19 protein-coding genes, 2 tRNA genes and 1 pseudogene are annotated in these 18,654 nt (G+C 58.1%); 18 read left to right on the plus strand and 4 right to left on the minus strand.

Annotated elements, in window-relative coordinates; all coding sequences use genetic code 11:
• The first annotated feature begins 3 nt into the window (after positions 1 to 3).
• The 4 genes from XMD517_RS01645 (at position 4) to XMD517_RS01660 (ending at position 1,390) form a co-directional block, all read left to right on the plus strand.
• The gene (locus tag XMD517_RS01645; protein ID WP_173487311.1) at positions 4 to 606 is read left to right on the plus strand and encodes a histidine phosphatase family protein; all 603 of its coding nucleotides are present in this window, start codon (positions 4 to 6) and stop codon (positions 604 to 606) included.
• 77 nt (positions 607 to 683) lie between these two features.
• Positions 684 to 760, plus strand: a tRNA-Asp gene (locus XMD517_RS01650).
• A 183-nt stretch (positions 761 to 943) separates the two neighbouring features.
• A tRNA-Asp gene (locus XMD517_RS01655) sits at positions 944 to 1,020 on the plus strand.
• Between the two features lie 148 nt (positions 1,021 to 1,168).
• Positions 1,169 to 1,390: a hypothetical protein gene (locus XMD517_RS01660; RefSeq protein ID WP_055191368.1), complete on the plus strand. Its 222-nt coding sequence runs from the start codon at positions 1,169 to 1,171 to the stop codon at positions 1,388 to 1,390.
• A gap of 62 nt (positions 1,391 to 1,452) precedes the next feature.
• Here the strand turns inward: XMD517_RS01660 and XMD517_RS01665 are convergent, their stop codons facing one another.
• Positions 1,453 to 2,829, minus strand: coding sequence for a M20/M25/M40 family metallo-hydrolase (locus XMD517_RS01665; RefSeq protein ID WP_173487310.1), 1,377 nt, complete (start codon positions 2,827 to 2,829; stop codon positions 1,453 to 1,455).
• Positions 2,830 to 3,197: 368 nt separating this feature from the next.
• On the opposite strand from XMD517_RS01665, the gene hemA reads away from it, so the two are divergent.
• From hemA to ispG, 4 genes and pseudogenes are all read left to right on the plus strand, one after another.
• Entirely contained in the window at positions 3,198 to 4,421 is a 1,224-nt protein-coding gene (gene hemA, locus XMD517_RS01670) for a 5-aminolevulinate synthase (RefSeq protein ID WP_055191374.1), read from the plus strand.
• A gap of 202 nt (positions 4,422 to 4,623) precedes the next feature.
• A pseudogene (locus XMD517_RS15825) lies at positions 4,624 to 4,788 on the plus strand (helix-turn-helix domain-containing protein); the annotation flags it as partial.
• A complete protein-coding gene (locus XMD517_RS01675; protein WP_371734186.1) occupies positions 4,762 to 5,757 on the plus strand; it encodes a DUF4115 domain-containing protein in 996 nt (331 codons plus the stop codon). The pseudogene XMD517_RS15825 and the gene XMD517_RS01675, both read left to right, overlap by 27 nt.
• A gap of 144 nt (positions 5,758 to 5,901) precedes the next feature.
• Positions 5,902 to 7,023, plus strand: coding sequence for a flavodoxin-dependent (E)-4-hydroxy-3-methylbut-2-enyl-diphosphate synthase (gene ispG, locus XMD517_RS01680; RefSeq protein ID WP_173487390.1), 1,122 nt, complete (start codon positions 5,902 to 5,904; stop codon positions 7,021 to 7,023).
• Between the two features lie 327 nt (positions 7,024 to 7,350).
• Here the strand turns inward: ispG and XMD517_RS01685 are convergent, their stop codons facing one another.
• From XMD517_RS01685 to ccmI, 3 genes are read right to left on the minus strand one after another with little or no spacing between them, the layout of a single operon-like run.
• Positions 7,351 to 7,605 carry a DUF1289 domain-containing protein gene (locus tag XMD517_RS01685; RefSeq protein WP_055192690.1) on the minus strand — a complete coding sequence of 85 codons (255 nt, stop codon included), beginning with the start codon at positions 7,603 to 7,605 and terminating at the stop codon, positions 7,351 to 7,353.
• Positions 7,605 to 8,024, minus strand: coding sequence for a Holliday junction resolvase RuvX (gene ruvX / locus XMD517_RS01690; protein WP_217360528.1), 420 nt, complete (start codon positions 8,022 to 8,024; stop codon positions 7,605 to 7,607). Before ruvX ends, XMD517_RS01685 begins: the two co-directional genes overlap by 1 nt.
• 53 nt (positions 8,025 to 8,077) lie before the next feature.
• A complete protein-coding gene (gene ccmI / locus XMD517_RS01695; RefSeq protein ID WP_173487308.1) occupies positions 8,078 to 9,349 on the minus strand; it encodes a c-type cytochrome biogenesis protein CcmI in 1,272 nt (423 codons plus the stop codon).
• Positions 9,350 to 9,623: 274 nt separating this feature from the next.
• Between ccmI and XMD517_RS01700 the strand changes: the two genes are divergently transcribed.
• The 10 genes from XMD517_RS01700 to XMD517_RS01745 all read left to right on the plus strand — a co-directional run bounded on the left by XMD517_RS01700 (position 9,624) and on the right by XMD517_RS01745 (position 18,606).
• A complete protein-coding gene (locus XMD517_RS01700) occupies positions 9,624 to 10,871 on the plus strand; it encodes a sarcosine oxidase subunit beta family protein (protein ID WP_173487307.1) in 1,248 nt (415 codons plus the stop codon).
• An 11-nt stretch (positions 10,872 to 10,882) separates the two neighbouring features.
• On the plus strand, positions 10,883 to 11,206 hold the full coding sequence (locus XMD517_RS01705; protein ID WP_173487306.1) for a sarcosine oxidase subunit delta: 324 nt from the start codon (positions 10,883 to 10,885) through the stop codon (positions 11,204 to 11,206).
• On the plus strand, positions 11,203 to 14,226 hold the full coding sequence (locus tag XMD517_RS01710) for a sarcosine oxidase subunit alpha family protein (protein WP_173488072.1): 3,024 nt from the start codon (positions 11,203 to 11,205) through the stop codon (positions 14,224 to 14,226). The genes XMD517_RS01705 and XMD517_RS01710 overlap by 4 nt, the downstream gene beginning before the upstream one ends.
• Entirely contained in the window at positions 14,219 to 14,773 is a 555-nt protein-coding gene (locus tag XMD517_RS01715; protein WP_173487304.1) for a sarcosine oxidase subunit gamma, read from the plus strand. Before XMD517_RS01710 ends, XMD517_RS01715 begins: the two co-directional genes overlap by 8 nt.
• An 85-nt stretch (positions 14,774 to 14,858) precedes the next feature.
• A complete protein-coding gene (locus tag XMD517_RS01720) occupies positions 14,859 to 15,293 on the plus strand; it encodes a hypothetical protein (protein ID WP_173487303.1) in 435 nt (144 codons plus the stop codon).
• Between the two features lie 45 nt (positions 15,294 to 15,338).
• A complete protein-coding gene (locus XMD517_RS01725) occupies positions 15,339 to 15,791 on the plus strand; it encodes a hypothetical protein (protein ID WP_173487302.1) in 453 nt (150 codons plus the stop codon).
• 66 nt (positions 15,792 to 15,857) lie between these two features.
• Entirely contained in the window at positions 15,858 to 16,274 is a 417-nt protein-coding gene (locus XMD517_RS01730; RefSeq protein WP_173487301.1) for a hypothetical protein, read from the plus strand.
• A gap of 282 nt (positions 16,275 to 16,556) precedes the next feature.
• Positions 16,557 to 16,985, plus strand: coding sequence for a hypothetical protein (locus tag XMD517_RS01735; protein ID WP_173487300.1), 429 nt, complete (start codon positions 16,557 to 16,559; stop codon positions 16,983 to 16,985).
• Between the two features lie 268 nt (positions 16,986 to 17,253).
• Positions 17,254 to 17,913: a hypothetical protein gene (locus tag XMD517_RS01740; protein WP_173487299.1), complete on the plus strand. Its 660-nt coding sequence runs from the start codon at positions 17,254 to 17,256 to the stop codon at positions 17,911 to 17,913.
• Positions 17,914 to 18,006: 93 nt separating this feature from the next.
• Complete coding sequence (locus XMD517_RS01745) at positions 18,007 to 18,606, plus strand: superoxide dismutase (protein WP_173487298.1); 600 nt, start codon at positions 18,007 to 18,009, stop codon at positions 18,604 to 18,606.
• The last annotated feature ends 48 nt before the right edge of the window (positions 18,607 to 18,654 follow it).

The raw sequence follows: 18,654 nt of genomic DNA on the forward strand, positions 1-18,654 counted from the left end.
ATCATGCCTCACTATCCGGAAATCTATGTCATTCGCCACGGTCAGACCGAATGGAACCTTGCGGGGCGTCATCAGGGGCGGCTGGACAGCCCTCTGACCTCGCATGGGCGCGGGCAGGCTGTGGCAATGGGGCGCCTGTTGGCGGAGCAATTGCCACAGCCTCAGGATCTTTCCTATTTCACCAGCCCACAGGGGCGATCACGCGCAACCGCTGCTCTGGCCCTGGGGGAGGTGTCGCAATCCCTGCCCGAAGCCTGTCAGGATGCACGCTTGTGTGAAGTGGCCTTTGGTCGGTGGGAAGGAAAAACCCTGCCGGAGATTCGCCGGGAGTGGCCTGAGCTCGCGCAGCTTGCAGAAGAGGACCCGGTCTCATGGCACTTTCTGTCTCCTGGCGGAGAAACCCTGCAGGAGCTTGAATGCCGGGCGGAGGCGTTTTTGAAAGATCTTCGCGGCCCGTCCGTCATTTTCACCCATGGGATTCTGTCACGCGTGCTGCGGGCGCGCTGGTTGGGGATGAATGTCGGGGAAATGCTTGGCCTGCCGGGTGGGCAGGGGGTGATTTTTCATCTTTCTCAAGAGCTTGGACATGTTCGTTTGGAAAAATGACAAAAAAGGCAAATTGCCGCTTGACCGTTCCGACCCCCCGGATTAGAACGCCCAAACAGTCGCAAGACTGGCAGCAAGCGGTTGTAGCTCAGTTGGTTAGAGTACCGGCCTGTCACGCCGGGGGTCGCGGGTTCGAGCCCCGTCAACCGCGCCACTGCTGCCTTCGAAGTGACCCGAAAAAGCCCCGCCATCTGGTGGGGTTTTTTGGTTTTCGCAGGTTGGGATCCTGCATGGAAACCTCTTTGGGGCACATTGGAGAAAAGAGCGAAAACTTTCGCCCTTTTGCACATTTTCTCATTGACGCCCCATCGCACTCGGCCTAAATACCCCCTCACGCGCGGTTGTAGCTCAGTTGGTTAGAGTACCGGCCTGTCACGCCGGGGGTCGCGGGTTCGAGCCCCGTCAACCGCGCCATTTTCCCCCTTCTTCGCAGGATGCCACACGGTCGAAACCGATCTGTTCGGTGTGAATGGCCGCGTCTACGCACCGCATGGTATGCGTTGGGCGAGATATCTAAACTGGTGCATGACCGCTCCCTTACTCAGGCCCGAGACACACACCGATGAAACTGATTGATGACATACCGTTCGGCACTGTTTTGATCTTTTGCCTGACCATCGGGCTTGCACCATTTGCCCCGCCGCATGTGTGGGAAAAAATGGGGATGCTGGTGGCCGGGGATCTGGTGAAGCCAATTGATATCTTTGACCTTTTCATGCATGGCGCCCCTTGGCTGGTTTTGGGCATCAAGGTGATCCGCATGCGATCAGGTCGGCAAGCGTAAGTCAAACAAGCGTAAGTCAAAAAAAGGGCCCCTTGGGGCCCTTTTCGCTGTCATGATGTTGCTCAGGCGAGTTCTGCCAGGATCCTTGCCCAGGATCGAATGCCCTTGTGAAAGCTCTTCATGTCATATTTTTCATTGGGCGAGTGGATCTTGTCATCATCATTGGCAAAGCCCACCAGCATTGATTCCATGCCGAGAATGGATTTGAAGAAGCCCGCAATCGGGATGGAGCCGCCCATGCCGGTGAACACCGCTTCGCGGTCCCATTCCGCCGACAGGCCTTTCTGAGCTGCGGAAAACTCCGGGCGGGTGATGTCCATCACGGGCGCGCGTGATCCTTCCAGATCATTGTCCCAGATCACCTTCATGTCGGGCTTCAGCTGCGCTTCGACATGGGCGCGGATACGCTCGCGCAACCTGTCGGGGTCCATGTCGCCCACAAGGCGGCAGGTCAGTTTGCAATGGGCCTCAGACGGGATCACGGTTTTCGACCCGGCGCCATTATAGCCGCCCCAGATCCCGTTGATTTCCAGTGTGGGCCGCGCCCATTGCTGCTCAAGGCAGCTCCGATCTTTCTCGCCGTGGCTCATCGTGTAACCGGCATTGTCGAGATAGTCTTTCTCGTCAAAACCGCAGTTTTCCCAGGCCGCGAGCTGTTGGCTCGGGGTGTCGGTGACGCCTTCATAGAAACCGTCCACAGCAACCGCCCCGGTGTCTTCATTATAAAAGCTGGCGATGATGCGTGACATTTCGCGAAGCGGGTTCAGGCCCGGCCCGCCGTAATGGCCGGAATGCAGGTCAAGCTTGGGACCAATCAGGGTGAACTCGTCTTTCAGCATGCCGCGCAGCTGGCTTGCAATCGACGGCACGCCGGGGCTGACCATGGACGTGTCACAGATCAGCGCGATATCCGCGGTCAGTTCGTCCCGGTTCTGTTCCATGAAGGGCACCAGAGAGGGCGAACCGCTTTCTTCCTCACCTTCAAAGAAGATGGTCAGTTTCGCCGGCAATGTGCCATGCTCCGCTTTCCAGGCGCGGCAGGCTTCGATAAAGGTCATCAACTGGCCCTTGTCGTCCGAGGCGCCACGGGCACGGATGATTTTGCCATTCGGAGTGTCTTCGACAAAGGGGGCAAACGGATCGTGGTCCCATTTGTCCAGCGGGTCGACCGGCTGCACATCGTAATGGCCGTAAAACAGCAGGTGACGCTCCCCTGAACCGCCATGGCCCACAACCATCGGATGGCCGGGGGTGACACGTTTTGCAGCGTCGAAACCGATGGTTTTCAGATCATCGACCAGCCAATCGGCGGCTTTGTCACAATGCTCTTTGAAGGCGGGGTCGGTGGAAATCGATTGAATGCGCAGAAGCTCCATCAACCGCTCTACAGAGGCGGGAAGGTCCTGATCGATTCGCTCTAGAACGCGCTCAAGCGTCATTTGGTTGCTCCTTGATGTCGGGAATGGGCCGTCTGGGCCGCATGTTTCTGGCGCGAGCCTATCAGCAACCTGTCTGCTGTCCAGCGGAGAAAAGTTTCCGATCAGAGACAAAACCACGCCGCAAACAGGCGCGGCTGCGGCGTTTCAGCCGGTTTCATTTGCGCCAGATCAATGTAAATAGCATGTGAAGGTTTTTTAAAGGGCAAAAGCGCGAACATATCTCCAGCCAGTGATCACCCAAAAGTGAGGGGGCGGGGCCGGAGGGACTAACATAGATCAAGATGATGAATGTGTTTTTCCATTAGCAATATGCTATGAACGCGTCACGCAACCGGATCAGGCCCTCGCAGGAGGGGACGGAGGGGAACATGGACTATAACGTAAAGCTCGATGAAGCTATTGAACGCCTGCACGAAGAAGGCCGCTATCGCACCTTTATCGAGATTGAGCGTCACAAGGGCCATTTCCCCCATGCAACCTGGCAAAAACCGGATGGGACCGAAAAGCCCGTGACGGTCTGGTGTGGCAATGACTATTTGGGCATGGGGCAGCACCCCAAGGTTCTGGCCGCCATGCATGAGGCCATCGAGGCCACTGGTGCCGGGTCCGGCGGCACCCGTAACATCTCGGGCACCACCGTGTATCACAAACGTCTGGAAGCCGAATTGGCGGACCTGCACCGCAAAGAGGCCGCGCTGGTGTTCACATCTGCCTATATTGCTAATGACGCGACGCTTTCGACCCTGCCGAAACTGTTCCCCGGCCTGATCATTTATTCCGACGCGCTGAACCACGCCTCGATGATTGAAGGTGTGCGCCGCAATGGCGGGGCCAAGCGTATCTTCCGTCATAACGACGTGGCCCATCTGCGCGAACTTCTGGAAGCGGATGATCCGGCAGCCCCCAAGCTGATTGCCTTTGAATCGATCTACTCGATGGACGGGGATTTCGGCCCGATTGAAGAGATCTGCGATCTGGCGGATGAGTTCGGCGCGCTGACCTATATTGACGAAGTGCATGCCGTGGGCATGTATGGCCCGCGTGGGGCAGGGATTGCCGAGCGCGACGGGCTGATGGGACGGCTGGATATCATCAACGGCACCCTGGCCAAGGCCTATGGCGTGATGGGTGGCTATATCGCAGCATCAGCAAAAATGGTCGACGCTGTGCGCTCTTATGCGCCGGGCTTCATCTTCTCGACGTCGATCCCGCCTGCAGTGGCCGCTGCCGCGGCGGCGTCGGTTGCCCATCTCAAGGAAGATCAATCCCTGCGCGAGCAGCACCAGACCCAGGCCAGGATCCTGAAAACCCGCCTCAAGGGGCTGGGCATGCCGATTATCGACCACGGGTCGCATATCGTTCCGGTGATTGTTGGCAATCCGGTCCATACCAAGCAACTGTCTGATATGTTGCTGGAAGAGTTCGGTATTTACGTGCAGCCCATCAACTTCCCCACCGTGCCGCGTGGCACCGAACGTCTGCGGTTTACCCCGTCACCGGTCCACGGCCCGGGTGAGATGGACGGGCTGGTCAACGCCATGGACAGCCTTTGGTCGCGTTGTGAGCTGAATCGCGCCGAGCTTTCCGCATAGGTAAGCAACCTGCTGTAAATGTATTGAGTATATGGTAACTTGTCCGTGAGAGGTGGCGGTGTATCGAATCGCCCCCCTTCGCTAGGGACAGGCGAGGTTAAGCAGGAGCAGTTGAATGATCGGGCGTTGGGCATCTACGCGCGTTGAAGGGGAAGCCGAACCCACCGGGTTCGACTCCTTCGAAATGCGTTTAGGGGATGTGATGCGTGGAGAACGCGCCACGCTTGGCAAATCCCTGCTTGATGTGCAGCGTGAGCTCAAGATCAAAGCCACCTATATCGCCGCAATCGAAAACGCCGATGCCTCTGCCTTTGATACTCAGGGGTTCGTCGCGGGCTATGTGCGTTCCTACGCGCGCTATCTCGGTCTGGACCCGGAATGGGCGTTTTCCCGGTTCTGCGAAGAAAGCGGCTTTGCCACCGCACATGGTCTTTCCGAAGCCGCCTCCAGCAAGCAAACCGCGCGTGTCTCGAACGTCCCGAAACACAGTGGTGAACCGTTTGCCAACCCCAATGCCACTTGGGTTCCCCAAACCGAAAGTGTCTTTGCCCGGATCGAACCCGGCGCGGTCGGATCTGTTTTTGCCCTGGCGGCTCTGGTTGGCGTGCTGGGTTTCGCCGGCTGGTCTGTTTTGCAGGAAATTCAACGGGTTGACTTTGCCCCGGTGGAACAATCGCCCGGGGTTCTGGCCGATTTACCCGTTTTCGAAGATGGGCCTGAACTGGCCGATGCGGGAACCATCATGGCCCCGCCATCCGCCGAAGCATTGGACCGGCTTTACCGTCCGCAGGCGCTTGACGTGCCCGTGATGACGCAGCGCGACGCACCGATTTCCACGCTCAACCCGCGCAATGTGGGGGTTTTGGCAGGCGTTCAGCTGGCGCAATCTGCCCCCCCCGTGGCCCAGCCGTCTGAGGCTGCGGATCTGGCGCAGAATGTGATTTCCGCCGTTGCGGGTGAGGCAAGCGCGGACCTGCCGACCGGCGTGCAGGTGTTCGGCGCCGACGCGCCCGAGGTTGCGCTGGTTGCCGTGCGTCCAAGCTGGGTGCGTATTCAATCGGCCAGCGGGTCGGTGATTTTCGAAAAAGTGATGGATGCAGGCGAGCATTATGTCCTGCCGAAAACGGAAAGCGCCCCTGTGCTGCGCACCGGGAATGCAGGTGGTATCTATTTTGCGGTGAACGGTCAGGCCTATGGTCCGGCCGGGGCCAGCGGATCTGTGGTCAAGAATATCGCCCTGTCCTCTGACCAGCTCACCGAAAGCTTTGCCGCGGCAGATCTGTCGCAGGATCAGGCACTGGCCACCTATGTGGCCGAGCTTCTTCCGACGCAGTAACCCCCATTTTACAACCAGTTGGACATGACGCGCCGGAGTGCGGATGTCTGCGCGTTCTCGCCGCAATCCTCGCCCCTCGCGCTTGTGCAACCGCCTGCGGCACGTTATCTCTTGCCCCATGAAAATCATCGGAAAGGTCCGGTTATGAGCCATAATCCCATCCGCCCCTGGCGTGACATCGAACGCCGCACCTCGCGCCAGATCATGGTGGGGAATGTGCCTGTTGGCGGGGGGGCGCCGATTGCGGTCCAGACCATGACCAATACGGACAGCTCGGACGTGAAGGCCACGCTGGGGCAGGTGCTGGCAGCGGCCGAAGCCGGGGCCGATATCGTGCGGATTTCCTGCCCGGATGTGGGCTCCACCACCGCCCTGAAAGAGATTGTCCGGGAAAGCCCGGTTCCGATCGTCGCGGATATCCACTTTCACTACAAACGCGCAATCGAAGCGGCAGAAGCGGGCGCGGCCTGCCTGCGGATCAATCCCGGTAATATCGGGGATGCCGGACGTGTGCGCGAGGTTATCAAGGCTGCCAAGGACCACGGATGCTCGATCCGTATCGGGGTGAACGCGGGATCCCTGGAAAAGCATCTGCTTGAAAAATACGGCGAACCTTGCCCCGAGGCGATGGTGGAAAGCGGGCTGGAGCACATCCGCATTCTGGAAGACAACGACTTCCGCGAATACAAAATCAGCGTGAAAGCCTCCGATGTGTTCCTGTCTGCAGCGGCCTATCATGGCATTGCCGAAGCGACCGATGCCCCGATCCATCTTGGGATCACCGAGGCAGGGGGCTTTGTCTCGGGAACCATCAAATCCGCCATCGGCCTTGGCAACCTGCTCTGGGCCGGGATCGGTGACACGATCCGGGTCAGCCTGTCTGCCGATCCGGTGGAAGAGGTGAAGGTGGGTTTTGAAATCCTGAAGTCCCTGGGGCTGCGCCATCGCGGTGTGAACATCATCTCCTGCCCGTCCTGTGCCCGTCAGGGGTTTGACGTGATCAAAACTGTCGCCACGCTGGAAGAACGGCTGGCCCATATTCACACCCCAATGAGCCTTTCGATCATCGGTTGCGTGGTGAACGGTCCCGGAGAAGCGTTGATGACAGATGTCGGCTTTACCGGCGGCGGGGCTGGTTCGGGAATGGTCTATGTCGCGGGCAAACAGGACCACAAGCTCGACAATGAGAAGATGGTTGAGCATATCGTGGAACTGGTAGAGCAGCGTGCGGCAGAGATCGAAGCCGAGACCGAGCGGGCCGAATAGGAGCGCCGCCCCGCGTATCCCTCAATGCCAATATCTTCGATCTCGTGAACTGACGTGTAGGGTCATTTTCTGGTCATAAACATCCCGGGGGTGAGACCGAAGGTCGAGGGGGCAGCGCCCCCTCAGGCTCACAAAGTGAGCCGTCGCCCTGCTGGGCCTGAGGACCTTGTCCGAAGGCGCGTTGCCGTAAAAACCGTGAGGGCGAGGGGGAAGGAAGGGCAGAGACGCGAGCGATTTCACGTTTGAAAGAGGTCGCAGTCGCGCCTCTCACCTTTTGCCCGAACAGAAACCGCAAAGCTTTAGGTCTGTGAGCCCGGCGCGGGGGCGTTACTCGTCCAACCCCATGGCACGCCGTTGACGCGCACGCCGCCCACCGCGACGTTTGGTCAGTTCCGAGCGGCGTTCCGGGAGGGTGTCCATGATCTCGCGGCGGGTTTCAGCCGGAAGGGATGACCAGCTGGCGATTTCGTCAAGAGTGCGCAGGCAGCCGGTGCAAAGGCCTGCGTCGCGGTGCACTACACAGATTTTCACGCAGGGGCTGTCCACCTCGTCACGCACCCAGATTTTCCCGTCATCCGCCATCAAAGATGCCTCATACGATCCAGCACTCCTTGCAGGATATACCCGGCAGCGACATGGTCGATGACCTCGGAGCGACGCTTTCGTGACGTATCCGCCTCCAGAAGGGCCCGTTCGGCGGCCACGGTGGACAGGCGTTCATCCCAGAAGGTGATGGGAAGCTCGGTCAGTTTGGCCAGATTTCTGGCAAACGCGCGTGTGGATTGGCAACGCGGCCCCTCGGTGCCGTCCATGTTGCGGGGCAGGCCAAGGACAATGCCGCCCAGCTGCCGCTCGGTGGCAATCTCAAGAATACGCGCCGCGTCCAGTGTGAATTTCTTCCGTTTGATGGTTTCCAAAGGGGTGGCAACCTGGCGAAACCCGTCGGACACCGCAACCCCGATGGTTTTGGTGCCGAGGTCCAGCCCCGCCAGGGCCGTCATCGGTGAGAGAGCTGCCGCGAAATCCGCAATATCCTCATGGATCACAGCCGGGGTCACTCTGCCACCCCGGCCTGAATGGCAGCCTGTTTGACCATTTCAAACGCATCGCCCGTGCCCGCAAAGGTTTCCTGGGCTTCGCCCCAAATGGCCGCAGCCCGTTCGGTGTCCCCCAACACGCCCAGAACGGTGATCAGTCGGGCCCATTCCGCAGGTGTGCCCCCTTCGGTGGCAAGGCGTTCGGACAGTTGGTCCACCATGCCCCGGATCATATCCTGACGGTCCTCGTCACTCAGCTCTGCGGCGGCGGCCATGTCTTCGGCTGAAGGACCGGCCAACCCGTCGGGTTCCGTCGACGGAAGGGGGGCGGTTGCCTTGGGGGCGCGCGGCGGAAGGGTGAAGTTTTCACCCGCCATCTGTGCCAGCCCTTCGATCTGCGTGCGGATTGGGGTGATCCAGGGGGCGCCATCCGGACCTTCTTCCAAAAGAGCGCGCCACAGGCGGAAAGCCAGATCCGGGCGTGAGTTCTGGGCAAACATCAATCCGGTATAATAGCGGGCCACCGGGTTTGAGGCATCTTTGATCAGCGCCACGCGCAGCGCCTCTTCGGCTTCGGGCGAAACAAAGCCGCCGGCGGTCATGATCATGACATCCGCCTGACGGGCATAATCGTCCGAGCTGGCCTCGGCCCCCTTGATCTCCATCAGGCGATCCATCGCGGTGCGGGCTGCGATGAAGTTGCCCATATTTGTTTCATGCTGCACGAGAAGGTCCAGCCCACGGGGATCATCCGGGGTTTCCTGCATCTTGGCGCGCAGGCTGTCGACAAGTGTGATGTAATCGTCAGGGGTGCCTTCAGGGGGGCCGGGCCATTCGGGGCGTTCGGCTTCGATTTCAGCCTGTGACGGGCGTGCCACGCGAAGCTCTTCTGCTTTTGCGATGCGCTTTTTAAGGCCAAGATCCTCGGCGCCGGGGCTGCCCAGCACCCAATAAAGGCCAAAACTGCCTGCAATCAGCGCCACCGCAGCAAGCCCCATGGTCAGACGGGTTGCGCCCTCTGGGGCATCGGTTGCCCGCACACGGGCCTGCGCCTGACGGTCGGCATCCAACAGGCGCCGCGAGATTTCCAGACGGGTGCGGTCTGCCTCCTCCTTGCCAACCGTCCCCCGTTCCAGATCCCGGTCCAGTTCTTTCAACTGGTCACGATAGATCTGCATGTCCGAGGTGATTTCCGATCCGGCACCTTCGGGACTACGGCGCAGGATCTGTCGTGACAGGATGAGAACAGCGGCCAGTACAATTGCGCCGGTGAGTGCCCAGAAAACCATGATGTCTCCGTCTGTTTGGTCCCGTATCATGTAACGGGGGAAGGCCGGGTTAAAAACCCCCAAAGCGTAGATGTGACAATTCGAACCCTGTTGACATGATATGTGTCAAGCAAAGGGCCTGATCACCAAGCTGTGATCCGTGCTGCGATCAGGGGCAAAACCCTCAATGTCGCTTTTTGCCTATAAATGGCGCTGGATCGCCAAGGATGCGACACACAAAAGCGTAAAAGAGAAGGATACCGAACGCCCAATCAGAGGATTCGACGGGGTTAGCATGAGACGTTATTCGGCATTTGCCATCGCACGGGAGGGTGTGCGCTACCACCAGGGGTGGGAACGCGCCTGGAAATCGCCCACTCCTAAAAAGAAATATGACGTGGTGATCGTGGGCGCTGGCGGCCACGGGCTGGCCACCGCCTATTACCTGGGCAAGAATTTCGGGATCACCAATGTGGCGATCATCGAAAAGGGCTGGCTGGGGGGCGGCAATACGGGCCGTAACACCACCATTATCCGGTCGAACTATCTGCAGGATCCGTCCGCGGCGATCTATGAAAAGGCGCGCAGCCTTTATGAAACCATGTCGCAGGACCTGAACTATAACGTCATGTTCAGCCCCCGTGGTGTGATGATGCTGGCGCAGACCCATCATGAGGTGCGCGGCTATCAGCGCACGGCCCATGCCAACGCCCTGCAAGGCGTGAAGACCGAGTTCATTTCGCCCCAACGTGTGAAAGAACTGGTGCCGATCATGAACATCAACGGTCCGCGCTATCCCGTTCTGGGCGCTCTGTGGCAGGAACGGGCCGGCACCGCGCGTCACGATGCCGTGGCCTGGGGCTATGCCCGCGCGTGCTCTGACATGGGCATGGACATCATCCAGAAATGTGAAGTGACCGGTGTGGATCAGGCCGACGGCAAAGTGACCGGCGTGCGCACCACCCTAGGCGACATCGCCTGTGACAAGATGGCGATTGTCGTGGCCGGTAACTCGGGTCACCTGGCTGACATGGCTGGCTTCCGCCTGCCGATGGAATCTGTGGCGCTGCAGGCGCTGGTGTCTGAGCCGATCAAACCCTGCATGGATGTGGTTGTGATGGCCAACACCGTGCACGGCTATATGTCCCAGTCGGACAAAGGCGAGATGGTGATCGGTGGCGGCACCGACGCTTTCAACAACTACACCCAGCGCGGGTCGTTCCACCATATCGAGGAAACCGTGCGCGCGCTGGTTGAGACCTTCCCGATGGTGTCGCGCCTCAAGATGCTGCGCCAATGGGGTGGGATCGTGGATGTGACCGGCGACCGCTCGCCGATCATCTCGACCACACCACTGGGCAACACCTTCATCAATGCAGGCTGGGGCACCGGCGGGTTCAAATCCATTCCGGGGTCCGGCTGGGCGATGGCGGAACTGGTTGCCAAAGGCACCCCCGGACCGCTGGCTGCCGAGTTTGGTCTCAACCGCTTCACCGAAGGCCGCTTTATCGACGAAAGCGTCGCGGCCGGCGTGGCCCACTAGGAGGATATGAGATGCTGATCCTTGAATGCCCTTACTGCGGCGTTATGGCCGATGAAACCGATCTGCACGGTGGTGGCGAAGCGCATCTGAAGCGTTTTGGCCCCGGCTCGTCGGATGACGAGTTTGAAACCTATCTCTTCATGCGCAAGAACCCGAAAGGGGTTCACTTTGAACGCTGGCGCCATGCGTCGGGTTGCGGCAAGTGGTTCCATGCCGCCCGCAATACGATGACGCTGGAAGTCTATGCGACCTATTCCGCGCAAACCACCGAACCGCCGCAGGACGTGATCGACGCGGTCAAGGCGAAACACCCTGACTGGGAGGGGTATAAATGAGCACCCGTCTTTCAACTGGCGGTCGCCTGATCGACCGCTCGAAGGTGAAAAACTTCACCTTTAACGGCAAGAAAATGAAAGGTTTTGAAGGGGATACCCTTGCGTCCGCTCTGCTGGGCGAAGGCCAGACCCTTGTGGGCCGTTCGTTCAAATACCACCGTCCGCGCGGCATCATTGCGAGCGGGGCCGAAGAGCCGAACGCCCTGGTGAACATGGGCGAAGGGGCGCGCTTTGAGCCGAACCAACGTGTTACCACCACCGAGCTGTTTGACGGTCTGACCGCTGGGTCGCAAAACCACTGGCCGAGCCTTGAGTTCGACGTGGGTGTGGTGAACAACTACGTCTCGCGCTGGCTCCCTGCCGGGTTCTACTACAAGACCTTCATGTTCCCGCGCGCGGGCTGGAAACATGTGTTTGAACCGATCGTGCGCCAATCCGCCGGTCTGGGCAAAGCGCCCGACGCCGAGACTTTTGATGCCGACCGCTACGAGCATTACTACCATCACACCGATATTCTGGTTGTGGGCGGTGGCGTGGCCGGTCTGGCCGCTGCTCTGGCCGCGGCTAAGTCGGGCAAAAAGGTCATGCTGATCGAGCAAACCAACCACTGGGGCGGTCGTGCGCCTGTGGATGGCGGTACCATTGATGGCAAATCAGCTGCCGAGTGGGTCGACGCCGCCGTGGCTGAACTGGAAGCGCTGGACAACGTGACGCTGCGCACCCGCACCATGGGGGCAGGGGTTTATGACCACGGTTACGTGACTGGTTACGAGCGTGTGGCAGATCACACCCCCGGCGACGGTCGTCCGCGTCACCGCCTGTGGCGGATCCGTGCGGGTCAGATTGTCACCGCAACCGGTGCCATTGAACGCCCGCTGTCTTTTGCAGGCAACGACATCCCCGGCGTGATGCTGGCCGGTGCCGTGCGCGATTACCTCGTGAACTGGGGTGTGTCTGCAGGAGACCGTGTGGTGGTTGTGACCAACAATGACGACGCCTATCGCACCGCGCTGGCGGTGAAAGCGGCTGGTCTCGAGGTGCCGGTGATCATCGACGCCCGCCCCAACGGTGGCGGCGCGCTGGCTGACGCGGCCCGCGACGCTGGCATCCGCGTTGAAAACGGCAAAGCCATCGGCATGGTCAAAGGTGGCAAATCCGTCACCGGCGTGACCCTCTGCGCCCAGCAGGGCGAAGGCGCCACGCTGGAAGAGATCGCCTGTGATGCGGTTGCCATGTCCGGCGGCTGGTCCCCGGTTGTGCACCTCTGGTCGCATTGCGGTGGCAAGCTGAACTGGGACGAGGCGAACGCCATGTTCCGCCCCGACGCCTCTCGCCCGCCGCTTGGCGCAAATGGCGAAGGCTTTGTGATCCCGGCAGGCTCAGCAGATGGTGAGTTCGCCCTGGGCGCTGTGCTGGACAATGCCGTGAAGGCCGGTCTGGCCGCTGCGGGCGAAGGCGAGATGGCGGCTCCGAAAGGAGAGGCCGAAGTCGAAACTGATCTTGAACCCGTCTGGATCATGCCGCAGGGCGCAGGTCCGAAAAAGCGCATGAAAATGTGGCTGGACTATCAGAACGACGTGAAGGTCTCCGACGTGCAGCTGGCAGCCCGTGAAGGCTATGAAAGCGTGGAACATACCAAGCGTTACACCACGCTCGGTATGGCAACAGACCAAGGGAAGCTCTCCAATATCAACGGCTTGGCAGTTCTGTCTAATGCTCTTGGTCAAGAGATCCCGACCACCGGCACCACCACGTTCCGCCCGCCGTATCACCCCATTTCAATGGGTGCGATCACTGGTGAGGCACGGGCCGAAATCTTCCAACCCATTCGCCGCACCCCGATGCACGAATGGCACGAAGAGCAGGGCGCCTATATGGAACCGGTGGGCCACTGGCGCCGTCCCTACACCTATCCGCGCAAGGGTGAGACCCATGAGCAGGCGGTCAATCGCGAGGTGATCAACACCCGCGAAAACCTCGGCCTGCTGGACGCTTCGACCCTCGGCAAGCTGATTGTCAAAGGGCCGGATGCAGGCAAGTTCATGGACATGATGTATACCAACATGATGTCGAACCTGGCTGTTGGCAAATGTCGCTATGGTCTGATGTGTTCGGAAAACGGCTTCCTGTCGGATGACGGTGTGGTTGCCCGCATCGACGAAGACACCTGGCTGTGCCACACCACCTCGGGCGGGGCCGATCGCATCCATGGTTGGATGGAAGAATGGCTGCAGACTGAATGGTGGGACTGGAAAGTCTATGTTGCCAATGTGACCGAACAGCTGGCGCAGGTCGCCGTGGTTGGCCCGAATGCCCGCAAGGTGCTGGAAAAGCTGAATGCGGGTGTCGAAGGTGGCATGGATCTGTCCGCCGAAGCTCTGCCCTTCATGCAGTGGCGTGATGGCAAGATCGGTGAATTTGATGCGCGCGCCTACCGGATTTCGTTCTCGGGTGAGCTCAGCTATGAAATCGCTGTGCCTGCCTCACAGGGGCGTGCCTTCTGGGATGCGCTGATCGAGGCCGGAGAAGAGTTCGGCGTGATGCCTTACGGCACCGAATGTCTGCACATCATGCGGGCCGAAAAAGGCTTTATCATGATCGGCGACGAGACCGACGGCACGGTGATCCCGCAGGATCTGGGGCTGAACTGGGCGATTTCCAAGAAGAAGGAAGACTTCCTTGGCAAACGTGCCCAGCTGCGCAGCCATATGACCGATCCGGAGCGCTGGAAACTGGTTGGGCTGGAAACCCTCGATGGGTCTGTCCTGCCGGACGGGGCCTATGCGCAGGGTGAAGGCGTGAACGAAAACGGCCAGAAGGTTGTGATCGGGCGCGTGACCTCGACCTATTATTCGCCAACTCTGAAACGCGGCATTGCCATGGGGCTTGTGAAACACGGTCCTGACCGGATGGGTGAGGTGATTTCCTTCCCGACCGTGGATGGCACCAATACTGTGATCAAGGCGCGGATCTGTGATCCGGTCTTCTACGACAAGGATGGGGAGAAGCAGAATGTCTAAAGCTGTTTCCGCACTCAATGGCGCGTCGTTTGACGGCTATGCGCGCATCGAAGAACAGGGCCTCGTGGGCATGATCACCGTGCGCGGTGATCTGGCCTCGAAGACACTGGCGAAAGCGGTGAAAGAAGCCACCGGGACCAAAATGCCGGGGCAGGGGGAGATCCTGTCCGGCGCGGCGGGGCGCACCGCCTGGATGTCCCCGGATGAGCTTTTGCTGATCGTGGATCACGCGGCTGCTCCGGGCATCATCGCCGCGATGAACGCCACGCTGGCTGGTGAACATGCGCTTGTGGTGAACGTCTCTGACGCGCGCGCTGTGTTCCGGGTTACTGGCAAGGCGGCGCGTGAAGTGGTGGCCAAGCTTAGCCCCGCTGACGTGTCGGTCATGGTTCCGGGCCAACTGCGCCGCACCCGCATCGCGCAGATCCCGGCGGCGTTCCATCTGATCGACGAAGAGACCGCAGAACTGGTCTGTTTCCGGTCCGTTGGGCAGTATGCCTATGACCTGTTGAAGGATGCAGCGCTTCCCGGAGGCGAGGTCTTCTGACGTCAAGTGACAAGCTTGCAATTCAAGATTGAGTTTAACCCCGAATCGATTTAGCACAATGCTAAGTTGTTTCGGGGTTAGCTTTATGAAATTTATTGTTTTTTCTGCATTGCTGGCGAGCAGTTTGGCCACTCCTGCCATTGCTGAAACCTTGATCTGCACGTTTGACGTGACAGAACGGCACCGGGACTGGGTGCCGGCGCAAATTACCGTGATCCGTGACCGGGATTATGGGCGCGATAAAGTGTCGGCAGAGATTTTCCGGAAATCAGGAAAACCCTTTATTCCAGCAAAGCTGATGCTCAGTACCGATGAGCGGATCAGGTTTGGATTTCAAAACATCGACCCAAGCGTGACGAATGCTGGTGGGTATGCAAGGCGTGACGTGGGCAGTGCCCGATACTCCTTGACGATTTACTCAGATGAACGCCCGGCGCTCCTGAAAGCGACAACCAAGCCGGAAACACTTGGCTGGAGCAATTTGAAGGTTCGCTTCAAAGGTAAGTGCAAGAAGAAATAGCACAGCTGGATTGCCTGTCTGATGCCTCGAAAAACTGAATATCTGATGGTTAAAGTAATGAAATCATTTCTCGTATCCTCACTTTCCCTGTTCCTGCTTGCCGCGCCTGCTGCAGCCGAAACCTATGACTGCACTTTCAAGATCCCGGACCGGTACCGGTTATGGGTTCCTGAGCAGATCCGCCTTGATGATGATCCCGCGCGGGCCTTTGGTTCAGTGCGGGCAAAGCTGTTTGATCGCTTTGGAGAACGCGCACTGAAGGCTGAGGTGGTGTTCGAAAACAATCTTCGCAAGAGATTTGTGTTTTGGTTTGGCAACTCGGATGTGTGGCGCAGCAGCGGGAGAAGCAGTGCAAGTATTCTGGGGCGCACGAAATATGAGCTTACGCTCTACAAAGACGGCAGGCCTGCTCTTTTGAAAGCTGCAGGGGCAGAATCCGACGTTTTCGTCACGGAAGAAAAATACAGAACAACCGGAAAATGTATTGGTCGGCAATGACAAGATCATCACCTGCAACGGTGAAATCACTGCAAAAACTGCTTATCCATTAATTAGGAGAACAAAATGAAACATCTCGTATTTGCTGGCGTTGTTGCATTGGCACCGATTTCCGCAATCGCCGATACATATAAATGTGAGGTCAAGCCAGATACTGGTCACGAAGATTGGTTGATCCCATCCGTAACGTTTATCGAACATGATAAGGCGACAGGTGAGGTTGTTGTTTTCGACGGGTTAATCAAGGAGATCTATGGTCAACCGATTGAAGCCCGTATTTCGACGGATAACGCCAAGCGCACGACCTATTCTTGGAATGTCTCTGGGCTCAAGGTTGGAACGACCGAAGGCGGCACTGCGATGATGCAGAATATTGTGTATAAGTTTACAATTGTGAAGGCGAACCTGCAGGCCAGGACCTCGGTCAAACCCTTGGGTTTTCTTAATACGTTCCGCGGTAAAGGAAAATGCAGCATCGTGTGAGACGATGACGGGAATGGCGGGGGCGGGAACCCTGTCTTTCTCCGTTCCGTGGAGCAATTTGCATTTGACCTGTTGAAGGATGCAGCGCTTCCCGGAGGCGAGGTCTGGGCCTGATCTGGACCGAAATTGGATCATGCAGACCCCGGTGATTGTTCAAGTCGCCGGGGTTTTTTATGACCTTGCGGCAAAGGTGGATTTTTTGAACTGATTGGTTTTTGGCACTCTTTAAATCTATGAGGGAATCAATCATAGATGGTTTGATTTCTGATTGAGGAGTAAGACGTGTTTACAAAGTTCCTGGCGGTTGCAGTCATTTCTCTTGGGGCCTCGTTGGGGCAGGCGACGGCGGCAGAGTATTATTGCAAAATTCAAAAAAAGAGCAGCGGCGGGGATGCTGGTAGCCTGCCGCCTGACCTCTATGTTTGGCATGATGAAAAGACCGGTGAGGTCAAAGTGCTGGATGGTTTGATTCAGCAGATGTTTGGGGATCCGATCGAAGGGCAAGTTGCCGTGGATAACGCCAAGCGCATCACCTTTGCTTACTCCGTCAAGAAAGTTCCGGGCAAAAACCAGTATGGCGGCAAGGTGCTGGCCCATGATTTGGCCTACCGTCTGACCATACAAAAATCGGATTTGTCAGCGACGATGTCGATGAAGCCGCGCGGGTTCCGAAATACATTCCGGTCCACGGGGACGTGTCAGGTGAAATAAGGTGGTGAGAGCCCAACCAGAGGCTTTTGAACATCCTGGTCTTCCTTAAACAAGACGTGCTTGTCGAGTAGGAGGGTTTGGGCAAAGCATGGAAATCCACCATGGCCTCTCCCGCTTAGCGATTGTGACCAGTGGCATTACTGCTGATCTGGGGCAAGGCGTGTTTCATAATTGACAAGCCGGTCCAAAAGGACTGTTCTAGGCGCATCTTTAAGTTGAGATGCGCCTTTTTCACTGGTTTTGGATTTAGTTAATTTGGATTTAGTTAATGTTGAGAAAACTTTTTGCAGGTGAGCTGACGGTAACCCAGACATATTGGGGCGGGTTTGTTGGCTTCAATTTCCTGATGCGGGGGGTGTTCATTGCGATCACCGCAGGCACGTTCGAGCTTTATGTCAACGAACAGGACTGGCTGGCCGACGGCATTATGAATTTTGCCATTGTTGTGGGCATTGTTTACTGCCTGCTGCTTGCCCGTGGCCAGTATCGCGCAATGAACAATGATCGGGGGCCGTCCTTTTGGTCATGGGCGGGGCTGGTTATTATCCTGCTGGGCAGTGTCGGATATGGGTATAATTTGTTTACCTTCAACTCAAACGGTTTCCCAATTAGCCGTAAGGCTATCCGAAGTGAGGTGTTGGCGCTGAATCTGTCAATGCCAAGTGAAGTGTCTCCGGGGATCATTGCCGAACGTGTTGCCTTCGAAAACGGGCTTTACCAGATCGTATACTCTTATGCGTTTGATGATCTGGAACCGGGGCGCGTGAACATGTTTGACGGTCCTGACGCGGATGAGATGTGTCGGGAGTTTTCCGGGTATTTTCGCGGACCGGTCAAAGTGTTGGAGTTCATTTATAATGGCCCGACGCATACAACGACCGTTTTCATGACAAAAGAAGAATGTCTGAACCATATTAATGATGGATGAGGTGAGATTTCCCGCTTCCCCCCTTGACCCATGCCACCCAACTACCCCATTTAGAACGAGAACAAAAACACGCGACAGATGAGGGCCCTACCAATGGCTTTTGAACTTCCCGACCTTCCCTATGCACATGACGCCCTTGCCGAGTTTGGCATGTCGGCGGAAACCATGGAATTCCACCATGACCTGCACCACAACGCCTATGTGACCAACGGCAACGCCGCCATCGCCGGCACCGAGTGGGACGGCAAGACGCTCGAAGAGATCATTGTCGGCACCTATGACAAGTCCGCCGTGGCCCAGAACGGCATCTTCAACAACATTTCGCAGCTGTGGAACCACAATCAGTTCTGGGAAATGATGGGGCCGGGCAAATCCGCCATGCCGGGTGAGCTGGAAAAAGCCATCGTTGAGAACTTCGGTTCGGTTGCCGATTTCAAATCGCAATTTGCCGCTGCTGGCGCTGGTCAGTTCGGCTCGGGCTGGGCCTGGCTGGTGAAAAACGCTGACGGGTCGCTGGCAGTGACCAAGACCGAAAACGGCGTGAACCCGCTCTGCTTCGGCCAGACCGCGCTTTTGGGCTGCGATGTGTGGGAGCATTCCTACTACATCGATTTCCGCAACAAGCGCCCTGCGTATCTGGACAACTTCCTGGAAAACCTGGTGAACTGGGAAAACGTGGCATCGCGTCTGTAAGCAGCGCGATTGCAACGGGTATTACGAAGGGGCGCTCTTTGGGTGCCC

This window comes from Aliiroseovarius sp. xm-d-517 (genome assembly GCF_013283135.1).
Classification (GTDB): Bacteria; Pseudomonadota; Alphaproteobacteria; order Rhodobacterales; family Rhodobacteraceae; genus Aliiroseovarius; species Aliiroseovarius crassostreae.